Genomic DNA, 22,095 nt, shown 5'->3' on the forward strand with positions numbered 1-22,095 from the left:
CGGAGAGGGCGCGAAACACCCCGAAACGGGAACTCGACTGAGCGGCACACCGCCCATTTGTACATTCCACCAGACGGAATATTCCGCACTGAAACAAACCGATAGGATCGCCTTATGCGCCGTTCCAAAATCGTCTGCACACTGGGCCCCGCCGTCGACTCCTACGAGCAGCTGAAAGCGCTCATCGAGGCCGGCATGAACGTGGCCCGTTTCAACATGAGCCACGGATCCCACGCTGAGCACGAGGAGCGGTACCACCGCGTCCGCAAGGCGGCCGAGGACACCGGACACGCCGTGGGCGTGCTGGCCGACCTCCAGGGTCCGAAGATCCGTCTGGAAACGTTCGCGGAGGGACCGGTCGAGCTGGTCCGCGGCGACGAGTTCACCATCACCGTCGAGGACGTCCCCGGCGACAAGTCCATCTGCGGCACCACCTACAAGGGCCTGCCGGGCGACGTCTCCAAGGGCGACCAGATCCTGATCAACGACGGCAACGTCGAACTGCGGGTCGTCGAGGTCGACGGCTCCCGGGTGAAGACCATCGTCGTCGAGGGCGGTGTCATCTCCGACCACAAGGGCATCAACCTGCCCGGCGCGGCGGTCAACGTGCCGGCCCTGTCCGAGAAGGACGTCGAGGACCTGCGCTTCGCGCTGCGGATGGGCTGCGACATGGTCGCCCTGTCCTTCGTCCGGGACGCCAACGACGTCAAGGACGTCCACAAGGTCATGGACGAGGTCGGCCGCCGCGTCCCGGTCATCGCCAAGGTGGAGAAGCCGCAGGCGGTCGCCAACATGCAGGACGTCGTGATGGCGTTCGACGGCGTGATGGTGGCCCGCGGCGACCTAGCCGTCGAGTACCCGCTCGAGAAGGTCCCGATGGTGCAGAAGCGGCTCATCGAGCTGTGCCGCCGCAACGCCAAGCCGGTGATCGTCGCGACCCAGATGATGGAGTCGATGATCACCAACTCGCGTCCGACGCGCGCCGAGGCGTCCGACGTCGCCAACGCGATCCTGGACGGGGCCGACGCGGTCATGCTGTCCGCCGAGTCCTCGGTCGGCGCGTACCCGATCGAGACCGTCAAGACGATGTCGAAGATCGTCACGGCGGCCGAGGAGGAGCTGCTCTCCAAGGGCCTCCAGCCGCTGGTTCCCGGCAAGAAGCCGCGGACGCAGGGCGGCTCGGTGGCCCGCGCGGCCGCCGAGATCGCGGACTTCCTCAACGGCAAGGCCCTGATCGCCTTCACCAAGTCCGGTGACACGGCCCGCCGCCTGTCCCGCTACCGCGCGGAGCAGCCGATCCTGGCCTTCACCACGGACGTCGCCACCCGCAACCAGCTCGCCCTGAGCTGGGGCGTCGAGTCCTTCGTCGTCCCGCACGTCGACAACACCGACGCCATGGTGGAGCTGGTCGACGCCGAGCTGCTGAAGCTCCAGCGCTACAACGCGGGCGACACCATGGTGATCACGGCCGGTTCGCCCCCCGGCGTTCCCGGCACCACCAACATGGTCCGCGTCCACCACCTGGGCGGCGGCCAGCGCGACTGACGCCACGTCAGCCCCGTACGGGCCGGGTCACCGGCGTGACGGCGTACGACAGCGGGCCGCGCCCCTCCCGAGGGGTGCGGCCCGCGGCCGTTCGCCCGGCTCCCGGACCGGTCCGCCGGTTCCGGAACCGGTCCGCCGGGTCCCGACCCGCTCCGGCTCCGTCAGCTCTCGATGAAGTTGCGCAGCCCCGGCACCGTCAGGTCCCCGCCGAACTGGCCGGCCTGGGTCACCTTGACGTTCGTGAAGAACGCGAACGGCACGTCGAGCGGCGGCGGCGTCGCGGGGCTGAACGTGATCGGGATGATCCCGAACAGGTTGCCCTTCAGCTCCTCGGTGTACATCGTCACCGTGCCGCCCCGGATCGTGGACGTCGAGCCGGGCCGCGAGGTGACGTGGCCCGTACGTCCCGGGGAGTGGACCGTCAGCTGGTGCAGGTCCTTGATGTCCACCTCGGACGCGGTGAACTTGAGGACCTTCTTGGTCGCGCCGCTGCCCGTGGTGACCTCCACGATGCCGTGGTACTTCAGCCCGCGCAGGGTGAGCATCGTGCTCTCCAGCCGCCACGGCTCGTCCGGGAGCCGCGGCAGGCCGGGCTCCTGGTCGGCGGCGGCGAGCGCCTCGGGGTCCGCGGTCGGGCAGGGGAAGCGCGGCTTGGCGCCGTCCGGGATGTCCTCGTCCTTCTTGGGGTCGAGTCCCTTGACGTCCTCGGGGAGTTCGCGCACGGTGGCGCCGGCCTTGTCGGCCGCCTCCTGGATGGCTTCCTTCGTCCGGTCCGCGGCGTCGCCCACCGGCTTGGTCACCGGCCTGGTCACCGGGTCGGTGTCCGGCTCGACGGTGGGGTCGGTGGTCGGTTCCGGCGACGGCGCGGAGGGCTGGGGTGCCGGCTCGTCCGCGGCCGTGCTGCCGGCGGCGGGTTCGGCGGCCGCCTCCTTGCCGCCCAGGCCGTCGAAGAAGTCCTTGATCGTGTCGCCGACGCCCAGCGGGTCGAGCGGGTTCCGCGTCGCGGTGGGCGTGGGGGTCGGGGTCGGGGTGGCGGTCGGTCCCGGCTTGGTGCCGGTGTTCGGCACGGGGGACGTCCCGGCCGTCTCGCCCGCCGACGGGCTCGCGGACGGGTCGGGCTCGCCGCCGTCGCCCTTGCCGTCGTCGCCCTTGCCGTCGTCACCCTGGTCGCCGTCCTGGCCGGCCGGCGCTGTGGCGCTCGGGGACGGCTTGGCCGACGGGGTCTGCGAGGGTGTCGGCGACGCGGAGGCGTCCGGTTCGTCGGACCGCGTCACACAGGGGCCCGGCGCGAACGGGATGTCCTTGTCGTCGGCGATGGCCAGCCTGGGCGTGAGGCCGAGACCGACGAGGACGGCGGTGGGCATGGCGGCCAGGGCTATCGCCTTGCCGGCCGGAGCGTGCAGCCTGGTCAGCAACGACTTGCGGGGGGCCGCGTGACGCGGGCCTCTCCGCACCGGAGCCGGCTCGTCCTCGGCCGTCTCCGGCCGAGTCTCATCACCCCGCACTGTTCCTCCCGCCGTTGGCGTCGACAGTCTTCTCGGTCTCGTACACGTCCTCGCCGTGACCCGGGACCCTGTGATCCGGCACCGTGGCGCCGGGGGCCGGGCCCGCGGGCTCGGCCGGGCGGGCGGGTTCGGCCTCGGGGTCCCCGGGGGCCCAGGCGATGGAGAGGGCTCCACCGATCAGGGCCAGCAGGAAGCCGATGACGAAGCCGCCCAGGTTGGCCACGGGGATGGAGACCAGCGCGAGCAGGATCGCGGCGACACCCGCGAAGACCCGCACGACCTGCTGGAACCACATGGTCAGGCCCAGGGTGACCAGCAGCACCCCGATGATGAGCGACCCCGCGCCGGCGGTCGTCGCCATCGACAGGGTCATGTGCCCGAGCTTGAGGGTCGCGTACGGGAAGTAGGCGATGGGGATCCCGCCCAGCAGGGTGAACAGGCCCGCCCAGAAGGGACGGCCGCCCCGCCAGTCACGGAAGCGCCGCTTGACGACGCGAAGGTAGTGCTCGTTCTGCCCCGGTGACTCGGCGCTCATGGAAAGCTCCCTGGAACTGCTTTGCTGTGTGGAGAGGGACACGGGCGGGCGCGACTACCGTGGGCATCCACGCCCGCCCGCGATGACTCACCGGTCAGTAGCACTCAACGCCCGGGCCATCGCCCTTGTGCAGGCGCATGCTCAGACCGCTGAGCTTGAAGGTGCCGGCGGTGGTCGCCCACGCCTTCTGCTTCACGTCCGTGAGCACCGCACGGTCCGCCTGCTGGGCGAAGCCGTTGTGGTTGATGTTCGCGTCCTTGACGGCGGGGCCCTTGCCGATGCCCTTGTCGTCGGTGTGCTTGGCCGCGATACCGATGTCGATGTTGGTGAACGTCGCATCGGCGTCGAGGTCGGTGACGTCGAGGTACAGGTTGTCCGCGACGACCGGGGACTTGTTGCCGGCCGTCAGCTTCAGCGTGATCTTGCCGAAGACCGGTACGTCAGGCGTGACCACCGACTGGCACATCTTGGTGATCTCGGCGTGCTTGAACGTGGAGATGGCGACCGGCCGCGGAACGACCTTGTCACCCTCCTTGAGGTCGGCGTACCCCATGTCGACGCCGCCGTACTGGGCGAACCCGGTACCTTCGAGGTGGCCGGCCGTGACCTTGAACTCCTGGCCGGAGACCGCGAACGACGCGGCGAGCGCGCCTTGTGCGAGACCGACGCCTATCGCGGCCGTCGCGGCCACGCTCGGCACCATGACAACGGCGAACCGCTTCCATCTGGTCCCACCACGAACCTGGGACTGCATAGATTCCTCCTTCTCGGACGTACATCTCCGGAGGGGCCCAGGGGCCCGTCCTGGGATGGGAGAAGTGCTACGTCCTCGGGAAGGGAAGCGCACGTGGATCAGGCGCGAGCAGCGTCCGAATCACCGGCGATCACCCCCGAGCGACAACCACTGGCCACGCGTTCGCGCAACCCGCTGGACAGGCCCTGCCGGTCAGCAGGAACCCCCCTGTCCACGGCCGGCGTCACTGCGCCGCCGGCCCACTCGGTGGGGACCCAACAGCCGCCGTGCGCGACTGGTTGCCGGGCTGGTGCGGTATTGGACCGAGCGTCGCCGATCGTGGTGCATTCCGGGCCGGTGCACAAGGGGGTTCGTTACCCGCTAGTAACGGCTCGATAAACAGGCTGCGACGGGGCGCCGTCGCGCGGGCACTCAGGGTGCTACCCGCCAGTTCGACAGAAGGTGATTTCATCGGCGATAGCCGGACATAAAGAGGGTGTTGATTTACTGCAAGTAACAGCGGCCGCGTTCACCAAGTTTTGGCAAAGCGCGGCCGCCTTCTGTCACTCTGTCGCCATATCGGCGAGCCGCGACCCAGGCGCGGGACGTGCCGTACGGACGCCCCTCAGAACAGCACCCGGGCGAGCGCGGAACGCGCCGAGATCACCCGCGGGTCCTCGCCGCCGACCACCTCGAAGAGCTCCAGCAGCCGCACCCGCGCCGTGTCCCGGTCGTCGCCCGCCGTGCGCCGCACGGTGTCCACGAGCCGGCCGAACGCGTCCTCCACATGGCCGCCGACCAGGTCCAGATCGGCGGCGGCCAGCTGCGCCGTCACGTTCGCCGGGTCGTCGGCCGCGTTCTTGCGGACCTGCTGCGGGTCCATGTCCTGCACGCGCGCCAGCAGCTCCGCCTGCGCGAGCCCGAGCTTGGCCTCGGTGTTGGCCGGGTCGTCCACCAGGACGTTCTTGTACGCCTGGATCGCGCCGGCGAAGTCGTTGGCGTCCAGCGCCCGGACCGCCGCCTCCAGCAGGGCGTCGTACGGGCCGGCGGGCACCGTCCGGCCGGCACCCGCGTCCGCGCCCTCACCGGACCCGGCACCGCCGGCGGCCCGCGCGTCCGGGTCGACCGCGATGCCGGTGAGCCCGAAGCGCTCCTCGGCCACCTGCACGAGCTGGTCCAGGGTCTGGCGGATCTGCGCCTCGGGCGCGGCCCCCTGGAAGAGCGGCAGCGCCTGACCGGCGACCACCGCGAAAACGGCCGGGATGCCCTGGATCCCGAACTGCTGCATCAACATCTGGTTGGCGTCGACGTCGATCTTGGCGAGGAGGAAGCGGCCGTTGTACTCGACGGCCAGCCGCTCCAGCAGCGGGCCGAGCTGCTTGCAGGGCTCGCACCACTCGGCCCAGAAGTCGATGACGACGGGCACCTCGGCGGAGCGCTGGAGGATGTCGCGCTCGAAGCCCGCCTCATCGACGTCGATCACCAGGGCGGACGGGGGTACGGCTCCGCCGCCGCCCTCGCGGGCGGCCTGCGCGCGCGCCTGCTCCGCCTTCGCCTTGGCCTCTCCGGCCGCCTTCACCGCGGCGAGGTCGACGACGCCGCTCATGGACATGTTCCTAGGCTGCATGCGTACATCCTCCCCCTTCCGCGCACGTAACCGGTAAGCCATCGCACAAGCCGTGGCCGGAGCGCGTCCACGCGATCCGGCACGGCCGCGGCGCCGGGTCCCCACTCGGCGCCTGTGGTCGTCGCTGCGGCCTGCCCCGGGACGTCCACCCGGGACCATCACGGCCTTTCGCTACGGCTCGTAGCGTAACTCGAAGCCGAGGGGCCATGGCGGGCCCGACGCGTGAACTGGCTCACACGTACGGGTCCGGGGCGTCGGACCTACTCGCCGGTATGGTCGTCCGTCATGTGCAGCCGTAGCCGCCCCACCGGCCCCGCCGGCACCCCGAGCCGGCCCGGACGCCCGCGCAGCGCCGCGGCGGACGAGGCCATCCTGGAGGCCACCCGCGCCGCCCTGGTCGAACTCGGCTGGTCCAAGCTGTCGATGGGGGACGTGGCCGTCCGCGCCGGAGTGGCCAAAACCACCCTGTACCGGCGCTGGGCCGGCAAGAACGAGCTCGTCGTGGACGCCGTCGCGGTCCTCTTCGACGAGCTCGAACTGCCCGACCGGGGCAGCCTGACCGCCGACATCGAGGGAGTGGTCCGGCAGTTCGCCGAGCTGCTCGAACGCCCCGAGACGAAGACGGCGCTGATGGCCGTGGTCGCCGAGTCCACCCGTGACGCCCCGCTGCGGGAACGGATCCGCGCGTCCATCGTGGACCGGCAGAAGCGGCTGGTGCAGGAGGGCCGCAGACGCGCCCAGCTCCGCGGCGAGCTGCCCGCGCCCCCCGACCCGGGGGCGGCAGGCGGCACCGACGACCTGATCTTCGACGTGATCGCGGGCGCCGTGGTCCACCGGGCGCTGGTCAGCGCGGAGCCCGTCGACGCCGAGTGGGTCCAGCGGTTCACCGCGCTCCTGATGGGCGGGCTCGGCGCCGTGTCCCGGGCCTGACCGGCGCCCCGGCGCCCCGCCCCGGAGCCCGGCGTCAGAGCGCCCGGTACATGATGTGCAGCCCCGTGTATCCCAGCGCCGGGTGGCGGAAGCCGTCCGGGACCGTGCCGACCACCCGGAACCCGAGGTCCTCGTAGAGCCGTACCGCGTGCTCGTTGGTCTCCACGACCGCGTTGAACTGCATGCCCCGGAACCCGGCGGCCCGCGCCCATTCCAGGGTGTGCTCCACGAGCGCCCGGCCGACACCCCGGCCGCCGTGCGCCGGGTCGACCATGTAGCTGGCGCTGGCGACGTGCGCGCCGTTGCCCGCCTGGTTGGGGTTCATCTTGGCGGAGCCGACGACGGTGCCCGCCCCGTCCCCGGCGGCCCCGCCGTCCACGTCGACGGCGATGGCGACGACCGTACGGGCGGGGGCCTTCAGGAGCCACCAGTCGCGGCCGTCCTCGAACCCCAGGCCGGTGGGGAAGGTGAAGGTCTCGCCCGAGGCGACGATGGTGTGGAAGAACGGCCAGATCGCCGGCCAGTCCTCAGGGGTGGCTTCCCTGATCTCGATGCGCATGCGCCCAGCATGCCCGCCGGAAGCCGCAGGTGCGACGGGGTTTCCGACGGGCCGCCGGGCGAAGTGCCGTAGTCCCGGGGGGCTCCTCGGGGGCCGCTAGAAGCCGGGCGGCTCCGTGTAGGTGCCCCACTCGTCGCGCAGGACGCCGCAGATCTCGCCGAGCGTCGCCTCCGCGCGGACCGCGTCGAGCATCGGCGGGATCATGTTGCCGCCGTCCCGCGCCGCGACCAGCATGGCGTCGAGCGCGGCGCGCACGCGGGCGTCGTCGCGACGGGCCTTGCGCTCGCCGAGCACCCGGACCTGCTCCCACTCGACCTCGTGGCTGACCCGCAGGATCTCCAGGTCGCCGGTGACCGAGCCGTGGTGGCAGTTGACGCCGACGACCCGCTTGTCGCCCTTCTCCAGGGCCTGCTGGTAGCGGAACGCGGACTCGGCGATCTCGCCGGTGAACCAGCCGTCCTCGATGCCGCGCAGGATGCCGGAGGTGATCGGCCCGATGGGGTGCTGCCCGTCGGGGTGGGCGCGCAGGCCGCGCTCCTTGATCCGGTCGAAGATCTTCTCGGCGTCGGCCTCGATGCGGTCGGTGAGCTGCTCGACGTACCAGGAACCGCCCAGCGGGTCGGCGACGTTGGCGACGCCGGTCTCCTCCATCAGCACCTGCTGGGTGCGCAGCGCGATCTCCGCGGCCTGCTCGGACGGCAGGGCGAGGGTCTCGTCCAGGGCGTTGGTGTGCAGCGAGTTGGTGCCGCCGAGCACCGCCGCGAGGGCCTCGACTGCGGTCCGTACGACGTTGTTGTACGGCTGCTGCGCGGTGAGCGAGACACCCGCGGTCTGGGTGTGGAAGCGCAGCCACTGCGCCTTGTCGCTCCGCGCGCCGTAGACCTCCTTCATCCAGCGGGCCCAGATCCGGCGCGCGGCGCGGAACTTGGCGATCTCCTCGAAGAAGTCGACGTGCGCGTCGAAGAAGAAGGACAGGCCGGGGGCGAACACGTCGACGTCCAGGCCCCGGGAGAGGCCGAGCTCGACGTAGCCGAACCCGTCGGCCAGTGTGTACGCCAGCTCCTGCGCGGCCGTCGCGCCCGCCTCGCGGATGTGGTAGCCGGAGACGGAGAGCGGCTTGTACGCGGGGATGCCGGCCGCGCAGTGCTCCATCAGGTCGCCGATCAGCCGCAGATGGGGCTCGGGCTGGAAGAGCCACTCCTTCTGGGCGATGTACTCCTTGAAGATGTCCGTCTGGAGCGTGCCGTTGAGCACGGACGGGTCGACGCCCTGGCGCTCGGCGGCGACCAGGTACATGCAGAAGACGGGGACGGCCGGGCCGCTGATCGTCATGGAGGTGGTGACGTCGCCGAGCGGGATGTCCTTGAAGAGGACCTCCATGTCGGCGGCGGAGTCGATGGCGACACCGCAGTGGCCGACCTCGCCGAGCGAGCGGGGGTCGTCGGAGTCCCGGCCCATGAGCGTCGGCATGTCGAAGGCGACGGACAGGCCGCCGCCGCCGTTCGCCAGGATCATCTTGTAGCGCTCGTTCGTCTGCTCGGCGTTGCCGAACCCGGCGAACTGGCGGATGGTCCAGGTGCGGCCCCGGTAGCCGGTCGGGTACAGACCCCGGGTGAAGGGGTACTCACCGGGCCAGCCGATCCGCTCGAAGCCGTCGTAGGTGTCACCGGGCCTCGGCCCGTAGACCGGCTCCACGGGATCGCCGGAGAGCGTGGTGAAGTCCGCGTCGCGCGTGCGGGCGGCGTCGTAGCGGGCCTGCCAGCGTCGGCGGCCTTCCTCGATGGCGTCAGCGTCCATACCTCGAATTTACTAGGACGTCCTAGTAAATGTCGATGGCTGACCGCCACACACCTCGTGCGTGACGGTCGGACGGCCTGTTACGCCTTGACGGGAGCGGGCCCGGACGCGGCGCCGGCGATCAGCGGCGCGACCTCGCGGGCCACCTTGCGCTCCACGAAGAACGCGGCGAAGGGGATGGTGCCGCTGAGCAGGATCCACAGGAGCTTGCCGAACGGCCAGCGCGCCTTGGAACCCAGGTCGAAGGCGAAGACCAGGTAGATGATGTAGAGGACGCCGTGGGTCTGGGAGACCATGAAGGTCACGTCCTCGCCCATGTCGAACCCGTACTTGAAAACCATGCAGGTGCTCAGCACGAGCAGCATGACGGCGGTGACATAGGCCATCACCCGGTAACGGGTCAGCACGCTGGATTTCATGGCATCGAGCGTAACCACCCGTTCCGGGCGATCTTCGCGCGACCCCCCTCGCCGGGTCGCGGCGCTACTTCTCCTCGAAGTCCCCCGCCGCCACCCGCAGCGGGCGCAGCAGCGCGAAGATCTCGCCGCACTCCTCGTCGTCGTAGGCGCCGAGCCCGAAGTCCATGGCCATCAGGTCGGCCGTGGCCGCCTCCACGACCTCGCGGCCCTTGTCGGTGATGGAGGCGAGGGTGCCGCGCCCGTCGTTGGGGTTCGGGCGCTTGCCGACCAGGCCGGACCTGACCAGCCGGTCGACGGTGTTCGTCACGGACGTGGGGTGGACCATGAGGCGCTCGCCGATCTTCGACATGGGCAGCTCGCCCGCCTTGGAGAAGGTGAGCAGCACCAGCGCCTCGTACCGCGCGAAGGTCAGTCCGTACGGCTTGACCACGGCGTCGACCTCGGCCAGCAGGATCTGGTGGGCGCGCATGATGGAGGTGATCGCCGCCATCGAGGGGACCGGCCCCCAGCGCCGCTGCCAGAGCTCGTCGGCGCGGGCGATGGGGTCGAACGGGAGACTGAGCGGTTTCGGCACGCCCATGACCTTACCGACTGGTCATATTCCGGTCAGCCCGGTCTCACTCCTCGGTCCCTCGGTCTGCCCGCGCCGGGGCACCGCCGCGGCCGCGCCGGGGGCCGTTCCGGTCGCCGCGGTGTCGCGCCACCACACCGTGTGACCGTTATGTCACGATGTCCGGGCCTGTCCGATCAGTCATTCGAGGGGGCTGGATGTCCGGCCGCAGATCGTCCCGTGTTCTCACCGCCCTGGCGCTGGCCGCCGTGCTGGCCGTCGCGGGCTGCGCGTCCGGCGGGGACGGCGCCGCGTCCCCGGCCGACTCCGGCAGGGTCAAGGCGCCCGGCCGGGGCGAGGCGGCCCCCTCGGCCGGCTCCCCGTTCTGGGTCGACCCGAGCAGTCCCGCCGCCCGTCAGGTGAAGGAGTACGAGGCCGGGGGCCGCCACGAGGAGGCGAAGGTCCTGCGGCGGATCTCCGAGCGCCCCGCCGCGGTGTGGCCGGCCGGCGACGATCCCGTACCGCAGATCGAGAAGGCGGTGCGGGGCGCGGCGGGCGAGCGGCGGACGGTGGTCCTCGTCGCGTACAACATCCCGCACCGGGACTGCGGACTCTACTCGGCGGGCGGCGCCGCCGACGGGGCGGCCTACCGGCAGTGGATCGACTCGTTCGCGGGTGCCATCGGCGACGCGACCGCGATCGTGGTGCTGGAGCCGGACGCCGTGCCGCACCTCGTGGACGGCTGCACTCCGGCCCAGAGCCACGACGAGCGGTACACGCTGCTGGCGGAGGCGGTGGCGCGGCTGAAGCGGCAGCCGAACACGACGGTGTACCTGGACGCGGGCAACCCCGCCTGGATCAAGGACGCGGGCAAGCTGGTCGAGCCGCTGCGGCGGGCGGGGATCGACCGGGCGGACGGGTTCTCGCTCAACGTGTCCAACTTCCAGACGAACGAGACGGTCGAGGCGTTCGGCACGGAGCTGTCCGGGCTGCTGGGCGGCGCCCACTTCACGGTGGACACCAGCCGCAACGGCGCGGGCCCGCTGCCCGGTGACGGCGAGGAGGCGTGGTGCAACCCGCCGGGCCGGGCGCTCGGTACGCCGCCCACGCTGCGGACGGGTGACACGCTGGTGGACGCGTACCTGTGGATCAAGCGGCCCGGCGAGTCGGACGGCCCGTGCCGGGGCGGCCCGGCGGCGGGCACCTGGTGGCCGGAGTACGCGCTCGGCCTCGCCCGCCGAGCCCGCTGACCGCCGCATCCGTCGCCCCCCACCGCCCGTCGCCCCCCCCCCCCCCCACCGCCCGCCCCCCACCGCCCGCCGACCGCCGCCGCCCGCCGGCCTCCCGGACGGCGGCCACCACCGCCCCGCCCGCCGGGCCCGCCTCCGTCAGTCGACCTGGAGCCATTTCGCCACGGACGGGCGCCCCTCCCCGTCCAGGACGAACAGCATGTACCAGCCGGGCGGCACGACCGTCCGGTCCAGCGGCGCCTCCACCGTCACCGAGTCCTCCGTCCTGGTCAGGTTCAGCTCGATGGAGCGCTGTTCGACGTCCGTGGTGTGGGTGACGGCGCTCGGGCGCATCAGCCGCGCCTTGGTGATCCTGGCCGCGTCCTTCGTGCGGAACGTGGCCCGGCCGTTCTGGTCGAGTTCGCGCGGCCCCTCGCCGAGCACCGGCCGCTTCCCCTCGGCGCCGTGGAGGTAGGGCGGCGTGTACACCTCGACGCGCTGCTCGAACGTACCGAGCTTGGTGTTGTCCTTGTCGCCGAACAGGGGGTCGGAGCCGAAGGTGGCGACCCGCCCGTCCGGGAGGAGCAGCGCCTCCGAGTGGTAGTTGCGGCCGACGGTCGGGTCGGCCGCCTCCCGGAAGGTGTTGGATTCCGGGTCGTAGAACTGGGCCTTGAGGATGTCGCTGCCGCTGCGGCCGCGGTAGTCGCGGGATCCGCCGGTCGTGAAGACCGTGTCGTCGGGGAGCAGCACGCTGCTGAGGTAGCGGGTGCCCTGGGGCAGGCTGGGGCCCGCGCGGAAGACGGGGCTCTCGGACTTCAGGTCGATGATGGCCGTGCGGGCCGTGGACAGCGCGGACTCGCCGACGCCGCCGCCGCCGAGCACCATCACCTTCTGGTCCTGCGCCGGCGGCAGCAGCAGGGAGGCCGAGGTCTCCAGCTGGTCGGGGTCGGCGATGCCGCGGATCTCCTGGAAGACGTTCTTCTTCAGGTCCCACACGCCGGGGATGCGGCCCTTTTCGGCGGGGCCGTATCCGGCGTTGGAGCCGGTGTAGAACAGCTTGCCGCCCTGGGTGAGGAAGAGGGCGGGGTAGGTGGGGAAGTAGCGGAAGGGGCCCTTGCTCCACTTCTTGGTCGCGGGGTCGTAGATCTCGTTGTCGCCGGGGACGACGTCGCCGACGTCGTTGAGGCCCGAGACGGCGAGGACCTTGCCGTCCTGGAGGGTGACGAGCGTCGGGTACCAGCGGGCGTCCTTCATCGGGGCGACGGGAACGTACTTCTCCGCCGCGGGGTCGAATTCGTACGCGGCCTTGATGCCCTGGAAGTCCTGCTTCTCGGTGGTGAGCTTCTGCGCGAGGCCGTAGACGTTGTCGGCGTCCTTGCCCTTGAGGCCGACCACCTCGTACTGCGCGGCCTGGGTGGTGAGGCCCTTGGGGCCCTCCTTCCTCGCTTCGACGAAGACCCGTGCCTCCGCCGCGGTGACCTTGGTCTCCCAGGGCTTCATCCGGCCGCTCGCGTAGTACGTGATCGTGAAGTCGCGTTTGGCCTTGGGCACCGTCACATCGAACTTGGAGACGTACTCGACGCCCGACGGGGAGCGGAAGACCGTGCCCTTCTTGAGGGTGACGGCCTTGTCGGGGCTCTCGTTCTTCACCCGCATGGCGCCGCCCGCCCGCTTCACCTCGCCGTCGAGCACCTCGTAGCGTGCGGTTCCGCCGGCCACGAGGAGCCGTCCGTCGGGGAGCTGGCTGTGGCCCGCGCAGAAGAAGTCCTCGGGGGTGTCGACGGCGGTGAAGCTGTTGTCGGCCGGGTTCCACAGGATCGTCTTGAAGCTGCCCGCGTCGAAGTTCCGCTGGTTGTTGCCCGAGCCCGCGATGAGCAGCACCTTGCCCGTGCGGAGGAGGGCGGCGTGGATGGCGTTGAGGCGGTGGCCGCCGGGGACGTCGACCTCCTGCCAGGAGCCGTACCTGGCCTTGTAGCCGGGTTGCGCGATCTTGTAGGCGTGGTACTTCTCCTCGGCGAAGGACAGCGCGGCCGGGGCGTTGAGCCCGGCGAGCACGACCACGGCTCCGCCGCCCAGCAGCGTCTTCTTGAACTTCTTCGACGGCCGGTAGGGCATGGATCAGTTCCCTCCTGTGGTCGTGGCCAGAGCGGGCTCGGGCTCCTCCCCCGGTGTGGACCCGACGGCGTGGGGGCGGGTGCCTTCCCGGCGCGCCCGGCGCTCCTGGAGCGAGGTCCAGGTCCAGACGGAGACCGGTGCCAGCGAGACGAGCAGGGCGAGGACCGCCCAGGTGCGCATCGCCGCGTGGGTGTGGTCGAAGTGGACGGAGGCGATGAGCGCGCTGATGAGCACGGCGGCCCAGCAGAGGTGGATGCGGAAGGTCAGCAGCCGGTCGGGGCTGGTCTCCCCGCCCTTGGGGGTGACGACGAAGCCGCCCCGCGTGCGCAGCAGCGCCGAGCAGAGCGATCTGAGGTAGACGGGCGCGGAGAGCGCGGACATCGCCATGCCGGCGACGCCGCCGGAGCCCTCCGGTTCGTGCGGCGACACGTTGTGGCGGCGGTTCCACAGGTACAGGCAGATCTGGAGGGCCGCGGCGTCGCTGTAGAGCATCAGCCAGACCGACGACGACACCTGGGTGCCGGAGGCCCCGAGCCAGAGGTAGAGCACACAGCTGAGGACGCCGAGGAACCAGTTGACGGCGGTCATCGGGTAGTAGACGAGCATGAGCGTGTAGTTGAGGAGCCGTCCGGGCGGTACGCGGAAGGGGGCCTTCCAGTACTGCTTGATGAGCGTCTCGTACGTGCCGCGGGACCAGCGCAGCTGCTGGGTGAAGAAGTCGGTCCAGGAGGCGGGGCCCTCGCCGACGGCGAGCACGTCCGGGGTGTAGACCGACCGCCAGTAGTGGCCCGTCAGCGGGTTCCTGCGGCGGTGCAGCTCGAAGCCGGTGGCCATGTCCTCGGTGACGGAGTCGTACAGGCCGCCGATCTGGCGGATCGCGCTGACCCGTACGACGTTGTTGGTGCCGACGAACATGGGCGCCCGGTAGCGGTTGCCGGCGCGCTGGATGAGCGCGTGGAAGAGGAACTGCTGCGACTCGGCGGCCTTGGTGACGGGTGAGGCGTAGTTGCCGTACACCTGGGGGCCGACCACGAAGGCGACGTCCGGGTCGCGGAAGTAGCCGAGCATCCGCTCCAGGAAGTCCGGGAGCGGGACGTGGTCGGTGTCGACCGAGGCGAAGTAGTCGTAGCCGCGGCCGTGCATGGCGATCCAGGCGTTGTAGTTGCCGTGCTTGGTCCGCGCCTTGTGGACGCCCTTGTCACGGTTCCACTCGGGGACGCCCTTGCGGGTGAAGTGGCGTACGCCGAGCTCCGCGCAGAGCGCCTTGGCCTGGTCGTCGTCGCCCTCGTCCAGCAGCCAGACGTGCAGCTTGCCCTGGTGGCGCAGCCGGACGGCGCCTTCGAGGGTGGCGCGGACCATCGCGAGGGGCTCTTTGCCCGGGACGTAGGTGGTGAGGAACGCGACACGGGTGGCGCGCTCGGGGAAGACGGGTACGGGGTCGCGGGCGACGAGGGTGGCGTGGGCGATCGAGACGACGTTGATCAGCATGAAGAGGCAGATCAGGCCGATCGACACGAGCATGACGGTGTCGAAGACGACGAGCCAGCGGTCGCCGCCCTCGCGCCGGGTCCAGTGCGTGGGCCAGACGAGGTACGCCAGGAGGATCGCCGACAGGACGGGCGCGAGGCCCATCAGCAGCACGGCTCTTATTCGGTGCGGCTCCTTGGAGAGCAGGCTGCGGTACTGGACCGTGTAGGCCACCCTGTCGGGTTCCGTCAGTGGTCCGGCGAGACGGCTGTAGGTGTCGTAGTCGTAGGCCTCCGACCGCACGGTGCCTCCACCTGTCGAGCGAGGTCGCTATATCCCCACAAAAGGGGACATTCCTCAGCGTGTCGACTGGAGTCGTCCGAGCGGGCGGTTCTTCGCGGCGTGTGTTTCACGGGGGTGCCTGACGGAGCGTCGGAGACGCCCCGGGGGCGGGCGGGCCTGCTCGCGGCCGCCGCCCGGCCGGGGCGCCGCCCCGTCGGCCGTCTCAGGCGGACAGGTGGCGTTCCACCGTCTCCACCTTGGACGTCAGGGCGTCGGTGACGCCTGGGCGGATGTCCGCCTTGAGGACGAGGGAGACGCGCGGCGCGCGCGCCTCCACCGCGGCGACGGCACGCTTCACCACGTCCATCACCTCGTCCCACTCCCCCTCGACGGAGGTGAACATCGCGTCCGTACGGTTCGGCAGGCCCGACTCGCGGACGACGCGGACCGCGTCGGCCACGTACGCGCCGACCTCGTCACCGACGCCGAGCGGGGTGACGGAGAAGGCGACGATCACGCCTCCACCACGCCTTCGCGGCGGGCGCGCGCGGCGATGACGGCGTTCTGGGCGTCGCGCTTGAGCCTGCGCTCGGCGTAGAAGCCGCCGAAGGGCAGGACCGAGAGGACGAAGTAGAGGGCGGCGGTCTTCAGGTCCCACTTGGTGCGGTTCCAGGCGTCCAGCCAGAAGAGCACGTACAGGATGAACAGCACGCCGTGGACGGCGCCCATGACCGGGACCGCGTTGAACTCCGTCGTGCGCTTCAGCACCGAGCACACCAGCAGCAGGATGAAGGAGACGGCCTCCGGGGCGGAGACCAGTCGCAGGCGGTGGAGGGAGGAGGCGGTCTTGATGTCCACGGGCAGGCACCTTCGGCGTCGGAACGGTCGGGCGATCTTGTGAATGCGCTCACATGCGCCGTACACATTGTGGCAGGCGGCTTTGCCCGTTCTTTGTCAGGGTCGGGTTCCTCCCCCGGGCTCTGTCGACGCGCCGGTCCACCGGTTACCTTCGGGGCGTGGCAATGTTCCGACTCCAAGGCAGCAAAGTGCTCGCCGTCGATATGACCGGCGACGCCGTCAAGGCCAAGAACGGCTCGATGGTGGCGTACGACGGCCAGATGGCCTTCAAGAAGATGAGCGGCGGCGGTGAGGGCATCCGCGGGATGGTGACCCGCCGGCTCACCGGAGAGCAGATGGAAGTGATGGAGGTGAGGGGGCAGGGCACCTGCTACTTCGCCGACCGGGCCTCCGACATCACCCTGCTCGCCCTGACCGGCGAGAAGTTGTGGGTGGAGGCCAGCAACCTGCTGTGTGCCGACGGGGGGCTCAGGACGGGGACCTCGTTCACCGGGCTGCGCGGCGGCGCCACCGGGAACGGGCTGTTCACGACGACCGCCGAGGGCTCCGGGCAGGTCGCGATCATGTCGGACGGGCCGGCGGTGGTGCTGCGCGTGACACCGCAGTACCCGCTGTCCGTGGACCCCGGCGCGTACGTAGCCCATCAGGGCGACCTCCAGCAGAGCTTCCAGTCCGGTGTGACGTTCCGCACGTTCATCGGTGAGGGCGGTGGCGAGGCGTTCCAGATCCGCTTCGAGGGCGACGGCCTGGTGTACGTGCAGCCGAGCGAGCGCAACACGGTGGGGGGTGACGTCTGATGCCGTTCCGCGAGATCAACTCGAAGATGGTCGAGGCCACCGTCGTGCCGGGACAGCGCATGTTCAGCCAGCGCGGCGCGATGCTCGCGTACCGGGGGGACGTCACTTTCACGCCGAACCTGACCGGTGGTCAGGGCGGTGTCATGGCGATGATCGGCCGCCGGGCCGCCGGTGAGGCCGCGCCGCTGATGACGGTCGAGGGCGACGGCACCGTGATGTTCGGACACGGCGGGCACCATGTGCAGGTGATCCGGCTGAGCGGTGACACCTTGTACGTGGAGGCCGACCGGCTGCTGGCGTTCGACGGGACGCTGGAGCAGGGCACGATGTTCATGGGCTCGCAGGGCGGCGTGATGGGCATGGTGCGCGGTCAGGTGACCGGGCAGGGGCTCTTCACCACGACCCTGAAGGGGCACGGCGCGGTGGCGGTGATGGCGCACGGCGGCGTCATCGAGCTGCCCGTCACGCCGGGCCGGCCGGTCCATGTGGACCCGCAGGCGTACGTCGCGCACCACGGCGACGTACGGAACAAGCTCTCCACGGCGCTGGGCTGGCGCGACATGGTGGGGCGCGGCTCAGGCGAGGCGTTCCAGCTGGAGCTGAGCGGCAGTGGTGCGGTGTACGTGCAGGCCTCGGAGGAGAAGCTGTGACGTCTGTGGTGTTCGATCCCGTGTCGCTGCCCAGTGACGACAACGTCGACTCCTACACGTTCTGCGTGGAGCTCAAGGGATCCCAGTGGTTCTTGCAGAAGGGGAAGATGATCGCCTATTACGGGCGCATCGACTTCAACGGCATCGGGCACGGCAGGCTGGACCGGCTGGTGCGGACGAGCTTCCACTCGCCGCTGCACGCGAGCGACTGGGTGGTGGCGGAGGGCAGCGGCAAGATGCTGCTCGCGGACCGGGCGTTCGATGTGAACTCGTACGACCTGGACGACGGCAACCTGACGATCCGGGCCGGGAACCTGCTGGCGTTCCAGCCGTCGCTGGCGCTGAAGCAGTCGATCGTGCCGGGCTTCCTGACGCTGATCGGCACGGGGAAGTTCGTGGCCGCGTCGAACGGCCCGGTGGTCTTCATGGAGCCGCCCATCCGGGTCGACCCGCAGGCGCTGGTGGGCTGGGCGGACTGCCCCTCGCCGTGCCACCACTACGACCACGGCTACATGAGCGGCGTGATGGGCGGCCTGCGGGCGCTGACCGGGATCGGCGGGGCGTCGGGCGAGGAGCACCAGTTCGAGTTCGTGGGCGCCGGGACGGTGCTGCTCCAGTCGACGGAGACGCTGATGCCGGAGCAGGCGACGGGCGCGGTGCCGCACGAGCCGGGCGTCCCGGGCGGCGGAGCGCCGGCGGGGCATGGTTCCGGCCATGGTGCGGCGGGGTCCGTACCGCGTCTTCCCGGACAGCTGGGGGACCTCCAGCGCCGCTTCGGGCTGTGAGCGGTAGTCTGCGGAGTGTGACGCACTCGAACGTCTGCGCCCCTGTCGGGCAGAAGCGGGGACGGGGGACGGGTGCGGCCCGGCGTCACCCAAACTCGTCCAGTTTTCAACATCTTAGGTAGAATCCATATATGGAGACCGAGACGGCCATCCCCTGGCTGAGTGATACCGAGCAGCGCGCGTGGCGTACCTATCTGGACGTCACCAGACTGCTGACCTACCAGCTGGAGAAGGACCTCCAGCCGTTCGGCCTGACCAACAACGACTACGAGATCCTGGTGAACCTCTCGGAGTCCCCCGAGCGGCGGATGCGGATGAGCGACCTGGCCTCGGCGACCCTGCAGTCCAAGAGCCGGCTCTCGCACCAGATCACCCGCATGGAGAACGCCGGACTTGTCCGCCGCGAGAACTGCGAGTCGGACCGGCGCGGGCTGTACGCGGTCCTCACCGAGCACGGCATGGACACCATGCGGAAGGTCGCCCCGCACCATGTCGAATCCGTGCGCAAGCACTTCATCGACCTGCTGCCCGCCGAGGCGCTCGGCGAGCTGCACACCTCGCTGCTGCCCGTCGCGGAGCAGCTCCGGGGGCTGCGCGGCAGGCCGTAGCGCGGCGAACGGCCGAGGGCCGGGGGCGAACCCCCGGCCCTCGGCCGTTCCCGTGCGCGAGACGAGCCGGTTCGACGGCCGGACCCGCGCCGGTTCGCCCGCCGGACCCCGCGCTGTGTGGCCCGCCGGACCCCGCGCCGGTGATCCGCGCTGTGTGGCCCGCCGGACCGGCTAGTTGCCCGTCAGGCCCGCGACCAGTTCGTCCGCCGCGGCGTACGGGTCGGTCTCGCCCGCCACGATCCGCTCGGCCAGCGTCTCCAGACGGCGGTCCCCGTGGAGGTCGCCGATCCGCTCGCGCAGCGCCGTGACCGCGATCGTCTCCACCTCGTGGGCGGCACGGGCCCGGCGGCGCTCGGCGAGCACACCGCGCTCCTCCATCCAGGCGCGGTGCTTCTCCAGCGCCTCGACCACCTCGTCGACACCCTCGCCCCGGGCGGCGACCGTCTTGACGATCGGCGGCCGCCAGTCGCCCGGCCCACGCGACTCGCCGAGGCCGAGCATGTGGTTCAGCTCGCGGGCCGTCGCGTCCGCGCCGTCCCGGTCGGCCTTGTTCACGACGTACACGTCACCGATCTCCAGGATGCCCGCCTTGGCGGCCTGGATCCCGTCGCCCATGCCGGGGGCCAGCAGCACCACCGACGTGTCCGCCTGCGAGGCGATCTCCACCTCGGACTGCCCGACGCCGACCGTCTCGACCAGGACCACGTCGCAGCCCGCCGCGTCCAGGACGCGGATCGCCTGCGGCGCCGCCCACGCCAGGCCGCCGAGGTGGCCGCGCGTGGCCATGGAACGGATGTAGACGCCCGGGTCCGACGCGTGCTCGGACATCCGGACGCGGTCGCCGAGCAGCGCGCCGCCGGAGAACGGCGACGACGGGTCGACGGCCAGGACGCCCACCCGCTTGCCGGCCCTGCGGTACGCGGAGACCAGCGCCGACGTCGACGTGGACTTGCCGACGCCGGGCGACCCGGTCAGGCCCACCACATAGGCGCCGCCGGTGAGCGGGGCGAGCGCCGCCATCACCTCACGGAGCTGTGGGGACGCCCCCTCCACCAGCGAGATCAGCCGGGCCACGGCGCGCGGCCGGCCCTCCCGTGCCTGGGCGACCAGTGCGGGGACGTCCACCATCACGTACAGAGCTCCTCGGGTTCAGTCAGTTGCCGGGCACGCGGATGATCAGGGCGTCGCCCTGGCCGCCGCCACCGCACAGGGCCGCGGCGCCGGTGCCTCCGCCCCGCCGCTTCAGCTCCAGCGCCAGGTGCAGGACGATACGGGCACCCGACATGCCGATGGGGTGGCCCAGGGCGATCGCGCCACCGTTGACGTTCACCTTTTCGGGCGACACGCCGAGGTCCTTCATGGACTGGACGGCGACCGCCGCGAACGCCTCGTTGATCTCGATCAGGTCGAGGTCGTCGACGGTGAGGCCCTGCTTCTTCAGGGCGTGCGCGATGGCGTTGGACGGCTGGGACTGCAGCGAGTTGTCCGGACCCGCCACATTGCCGTGCGCGCCGATCTCGGCGATCCACTCCAGACCGAGCTCCTCGGCCTTGGCCTTGCTCATCACCACGACGGCGGCGGCGCCGTCCGAGATCTGCGACGAGGTGCCGGCCGTGATCGTGCCGTCCTTGGCGAACGCGGGCCGCAGCTTGCCGAGCGACTCGACGGTCGTCTCGGGGCGGATGCCCTCGTCCTTGGCGAAGACCACCGGCTCGCCCTTGCGCTGCGGGATCTCGACCGGGGTGATCTCGGCCTCGAACAGGCCGTTCTTCTGCGCGGCGGCGGCGCGCTGGTGGGACAGGGCCGCGATCTCGTCCTGCTGGGCGCGGGCGATGCCGAGGCGGGAGTTGTGCTTCTCGGTGGACTCGCCCATGGCGATGTTCTCGAAGGCGTCGGTGAGACCGTCGTGGGCCATCGCGTCCAGCATCCCGATCGCGCCGTACTTGAAGCCCTCACGGGACTTCGGCAGCAGGTGCGGGGCGTTGGTCATCGACTCCTGGCCGCCGGCCACGACGATGTCGAACTCACCGGCGCGGATCAGCTGGTCGGCCAGCGCGATCGCGTCCAGACCGGAGAGGCAGACCTTGTTGACGGTCAGCGCCGGCACGTTCATGGGGATGCCGGCCTTGACGGCGGCCTGGCGGGCGGGGATCTGCCCGGCGCCCGCCTGGAGCACCTGTCCCATGATCACGTACTGGACCTGGTCGCCGCCGATCCCGGCCCGGTCGAGTGCTGCCTTGATCGCGAAGCCGCCGAGGTCGGCGCCCGAGAAGGACTTCAGCGAGCCGAGCAGCCGGCCCATGGGCGTACGGGCGCCCGCGACGATGACGGAGGTGGTACCGGTCGTTCCAGACATGAGGCACGATCCCCTTCCAGCCTGGGGCTGAGGAGTGAACGAGGGTTTACCGCCAATGTACTGAGCGGTACGGGGCCGGGTCACCGGGCAGCCGGTGTGATGGCGCGCACGTTGCGTAACCACCTCCGGAGCGCTGCACTGGTGCCATGCTGACGCGAATCGACCACATCGGGATCGCCTGTTTCGACCTCGACAAGACCGTCGACTTCTACCGTGCCACGTACGGGTTCGAGGTCTTCCACACCGAGGTCAACGAGGAGCAGGGCGTCCGTGAGGCCATGCTCAAGATCAACGAGACGTCCGACGGCGGCGCCTCCTACCTCCAGCTCCTGGAGCCCACCCGCGAGGACTCGGCCGTCGGCAAGTGGCTCGCCAAGAACGGCGAGGGCGTCCACCACATCGCCTTCGGCACCGCGGACGTCGACGGCGACGCCGACGCCATCCGCGGCAAGGGCGTACGGGTCCTCTACGACGAGCCGCGCATCGGCTCCATGGGCTCCCGCATCACGTTCCTGCACCCCAAGGACTGTCACGGGGTCCTCACCGAGCTCGTCACGTCGGCTGACCCCTCCTCAGCGGAGCACTGACCCGACGTATTCCCGGCCCGGTAGAGTGGGCGGCTCCGGGCCGGGGCCGGATCGGGGCCGTGCCGCGGCGTCGTCGTCGGACAATCGATCTGACACCATTCCCCGGGGGGCCGTCCGCGGGCGGACGGTGCCCGTACGAAGAGAGTTCGCGACCAGGGGAC

The 22,095-nt window shown here is 70.8% G+C and carries 22 protein-coding genes; 8 read left to right on the forward strand and 14 right to left on the reverse strand.

Annotated features, from left to right (window positions below):
• The first annotated feature begins 114 nt into the window (after window positions 1-114).
• The gene (pyk, locus tag ACGF5U_RS07285) at window positions 115-1,545 is read left to right on the forward strand and encodes a pyruvate kinase (RefSeq protein ID WP_392711041.1); all 1,431 of its coding nucleotides are present in this window, start codon (window positions 115-117) and stop codon (window positions 1,543-1,545) included.
• Window positions 1,546-1,706: 161 nt separating this feature from the next.
• On the opposite strand, the gene ACGF5U_RS07290 is transcribed toward pyk, so the two are convergent.
• From ACGF5U_RS07290 to ACGF5U_RS07305, 4 genes are all read right to left on the reverse strand, one after another.
• Window positions 1,707-3,050 (reverse strand): hypothetical protein, encoded by a 1,344-nt coding sequence (locus ACGF5U_RS07290; protein ID WP_392711043.1) that lies wholly within the window; start codon window positions 3,048-3,050, stop codon window positions 1,707-1,709.
• A complete protein-coding gene (locus ACGF5U_RS07295) occupies window positions 3,040-3,585 on the reverse strand; it encodes a DUF6114 domain-containing protein (protein ID WP_392711045.1) in 546 nt (181 codons plus the stop codon). Before ACGF5U_RS07295 ends, ACGF5U_RS07290 begins: the two co-directional genes overlap by 11 nt.
• Before the next feature lie 94 nt (window positions 3,586-3,679).
• Window positions 3,680-4,339 carry a DUF6230 family protein gene (locus tag ACGF5U_RS07300; RefSeq protein ID WP_392711047.1) on the reverse strand — a complete coding sequence of 220 codons (660 nt, stop codon included), beginning with the start codon at window positions 4,337-4,339 and terminating at the stop codon, window positions 3,680-3,682.
• A 604-nt stretch (window positions 4,340-4,943) separates the two neighbouring features.
• Complete coding sequence (locus ACGF5U_RS07305) at window positions 4,944-5,945, reverse strand: tetratricopeptide repeat protein (protein WP_392711049.1); 1,002 nt, start codon at window positions 5,943-5,945, stop codon at window positions 4,944-4,946.
• Window positions 5,946-6,230: 285 nt separating this feature from the next.
• Here ACGF5U_RS07305 and ACGF5U_RS07310 point away from each other — a divergent pair, with 285 nt between their 5' ends.
• Window positions 6,231-6,875 (forward strand): TetR/AcrR family transcriptional regulator, encoded by a 645-nt coding sequence (locus tag ACGF5U_RS07310; protein ID WP_392711051.1) that lies wholly within the window; start codon window positions 6,231-6,233, stop codon window positions 6,873-6,875.
• Between the two features lie 34 nt (window positions 6,876-6,909).
• Here ACGF5U_RS07310 and ACGF5U_RS07315 read toward each other — a convergent pair whose 3' ends face one another.
• The 4 genes from ACGF5U_RS07315 to ACGF5U_RS07330 all read right to left on the reverse strand — a co-directional run bounded on the left by ACGF5U_RS07315 (window position 6,910) and on the right by ACGF5U_RS07330 (window position 10,224).
• Complete coding sequence (locus ACGF5U_RS07315) at window positions 6,910-7,428, reverse strand: GNAT family N-acetyltransferase (protein ID WP_392711304.1); 519 nt, start codon at window positions 7,426-7,428, stop codon at window positions 6,910-6,912.
• A 102-nt stretch (window positions 7,429-7,530) separates the two neighbouring features.
• Window positions 7,531-9,231, reverse strand: a complete 1,701-nt coding sequence (locus ACGF5U_RS07320; RefSeq protein WP_392711053.1) for a methylmalonyl-CoA mutase — start codon at window positions 9,229-9,231, stop codon at window positions 7,531-7,533.
• Window positions 9,232-9,311: 80 nt separating this feature from the next.
• Entirely contained in the window at window positions 9,312-9,650 is a 339-nt protein-coding gene (locus tag ACGF5U_RS07325) for a DUF3817 domain-containing protein (RefSeq protein WP_392711055.1), read from the reverse strand.
• A 64-nt stretch (window positions 9,651-9,714) separates the two neighbouring features.
• Window positions 9,715-10,224, reverse strand: a complete 510-nt coding sequence (locus ACGF5U_RS07330) for a MarR family winged helix-turn-helix transcriptional regulator (protein WP_392711057.1) — start codon at window positions 10,222-10,224, stop codon at window positions 9,715-9,717.
• Between the two features lie 194 nt (window positions 10,225-10,418).
• Here ACGF5U_RS07330 and ACGF5U_RS07335 point away from each other — a divergent pair, with 194 nt between their 5' ends.
• Window positions 10,419-11,450 (forward strand): glycoside hydrolase family 6 protein, encoded by a 1,032-nt coding sequence (locus tag ACGF5U_RS07335; protein WP_392711059.1) that lies wholly within the window; start codon window positions 10,419-10,421, stop codon window positions 11,448-11,450.
• A 138-nt stretch (window positions 11,451-11,588) separates the two neighbouring features.
• On the opposite strand, the gene ACGF5U_RS07340 is transcribed toward ACGF5U_RS07335, so the two are convergent.
• From ACGF5U_RS07340 to ACGF5U_RS07355, 4 genes are all read right to left on the reverse strand, one after another.
• Window positions 11,589-13,544, reverse strand: a complete 1,956-nt coding sequence (locus ACGF5U_RS07340; protein WP_392711061.1) for a galactose oxidase-like domain-containing protein — start codon at window positions 13,542-13,544, stop codon at window positions 11,589-11,591.
• A 3-nt stretch (window positions 13,545-13,547) separates the two neighbouring features.
• Window positions 13,548-15,314: a glycosyltransferase family 2 protein gene (locus ACGF5U_RS07345; protein ID WP_392711062.1), complete on the reverse strand. Its 1,767-nt coding sequence runs from the start codon at window positions 15,312-15,314 to the stop codon at window positions 13,548-13,550.
• 202 nt (window positions 15,315-15,516) lie between these two features.
• The gene (locus tag ACGF5U_RS07350) at window positions 15,517-15,810 is read right to left on the reverse strand and encodes an MTH1187 family thiamine-binding protein (RefSeq protein ID WP_392711063.1); all 294 of its coding nucleotides are present in this window, start codon (window positions 15,808-15,810) and stop codon (window positions 15,517-15,519) included.
• Window positions 15,807-16,151, reverse strand: coding sequence for a DUF3817 domain-containing protein (locus ACGF5U_RS07355; protein WP_392711064.1), 345 nt, complete (start codon window positions 16,149-16,151; stop codon window positions 15,807-15,809). Before ACGF5U_RS07355 ends, ACGF5U_RS07350 begins: the two co-directional genes overlap by 4 nt.
• Window positions 16,152-16,315: 164 nt before the next feature.
• Between ACGF5U_RS07355 and ACGF5U_RS07360 the strand changes: the two genes are divergently transcribed.
• The 4 genes from ACGF5U_RS07360 (at window position 16,316) to ACGF5U_RS07375 (ending at window position 18,991) form a co-directional block, all read left to right on the forward strand.
• Complete coding sequence (locus tag ACGF5U_RS07360) at window positions 16,316-16,948, forward strand: AIM24 family protein (protein ID WP_392711306.1); 633 nt, start codon at window positions 16,316-16,318, stop codon at window positions 16,946-16,948.
• Window positions 16,948-17,598, forward strand: a complete 651-nt coding sequence (locus tag ACGF5U_RS07365; RefSeq protein WP_392711066.1) for an AIM24 family protein — start codon at window positions 16,948-16,950, stop codon at window positions 17,596-17,598. Before ACGF5U_RS07360 ends, ACGF5U_RS07365 begins: the two co-directional genes overlap by 1 nt.
• A complete protein-coding gene (locus tag ACGF5U_RS07370) occupies window positions 17,595-18,383 on the forward strand; it encodes an AIM24 family protein (RefSeq protein ID WP_392711067.1) in 789 nt (262 codons plus the stop codon). The genes ACGF5U_RS07365 and ACGF5U_RS07370 overlap by 4 nt, the downstream gene beginning before the upstream one ends.
• Window positions 18,384-18,514: 131 nt before the next feature.
• Window positions 18,515-18,991: a MarR family winged helix-turn-helix transcriptional regulator gene (locus ACGF5U_RS07375; RefSeq protein WP_392711069.1), complete on the forward strand. Its 477-nt coding sequence runs from the start codon at window positions 18,515-18,517 to the stop codon at window positions 18,989-18,991.
• A gap of 171 nt (window positions 18,992-19,162) precedes the next feature.
• Here ACGF5U_RS07375 and meaB read toward each other — a convergent pair whose 3' ends face one another.
• A complete protein-coding gene (gene meaB, locus ACGF5U_RS07380; RefSeq protein ID WP_392711070.1) occupies window positions 19,163-20,119 on the reverse strand; it encodes a methylmalonyl Co-A mutase-associated GTPase MeaB in 957 nt (318 codons plus the stop codon).
• A 25-nt stretch (window positions 20,120-20,144) separates the two neighbouring features.
• Window positions 20,145-21,347, reverse strand: coding sequence for an acetyl-CoA C-acetyltransferase (locus ACGF5U_RS07385; protein ID WP_392711071.1), 1,203 nt, complete (start codon window positions 21,345-21,347; stop codon window positions 20,145-20,147).
• Between the two features lie 146 nt (window positions 21,348-21,493).
• Here ACGF5U_RS07385 and mce point away from each other — a divergent pair, with 146 nt between their 5' ends.
• The gene (gene mce / locus ACGF5U_RS07390; RefSeq protein ID WP_392711072.1) at window positions 21,494-21,934 is read left to right on the forward strand and encodes a methylmalonyl-CoA epimerase; all 441 of its coding nucleotides are present in this window, start codon (window positions 21,494-21,496) and stop codon (window positions 21,932-21,934) included.
• The last annotated feature ends 161 nt before the right edge of the window (window positions 21,935-22,095 follow it).

This window comes from Streptomyces sp. NPDC047886 (assembly GCF_043204435.1).
In the GTDB taxonomy this organism is placed as follows: domain Bacteria; phylum Actinomycetota; class Actinomycetes; order Streptomycetales; family Streptomycetaceae; genus Streptomyces.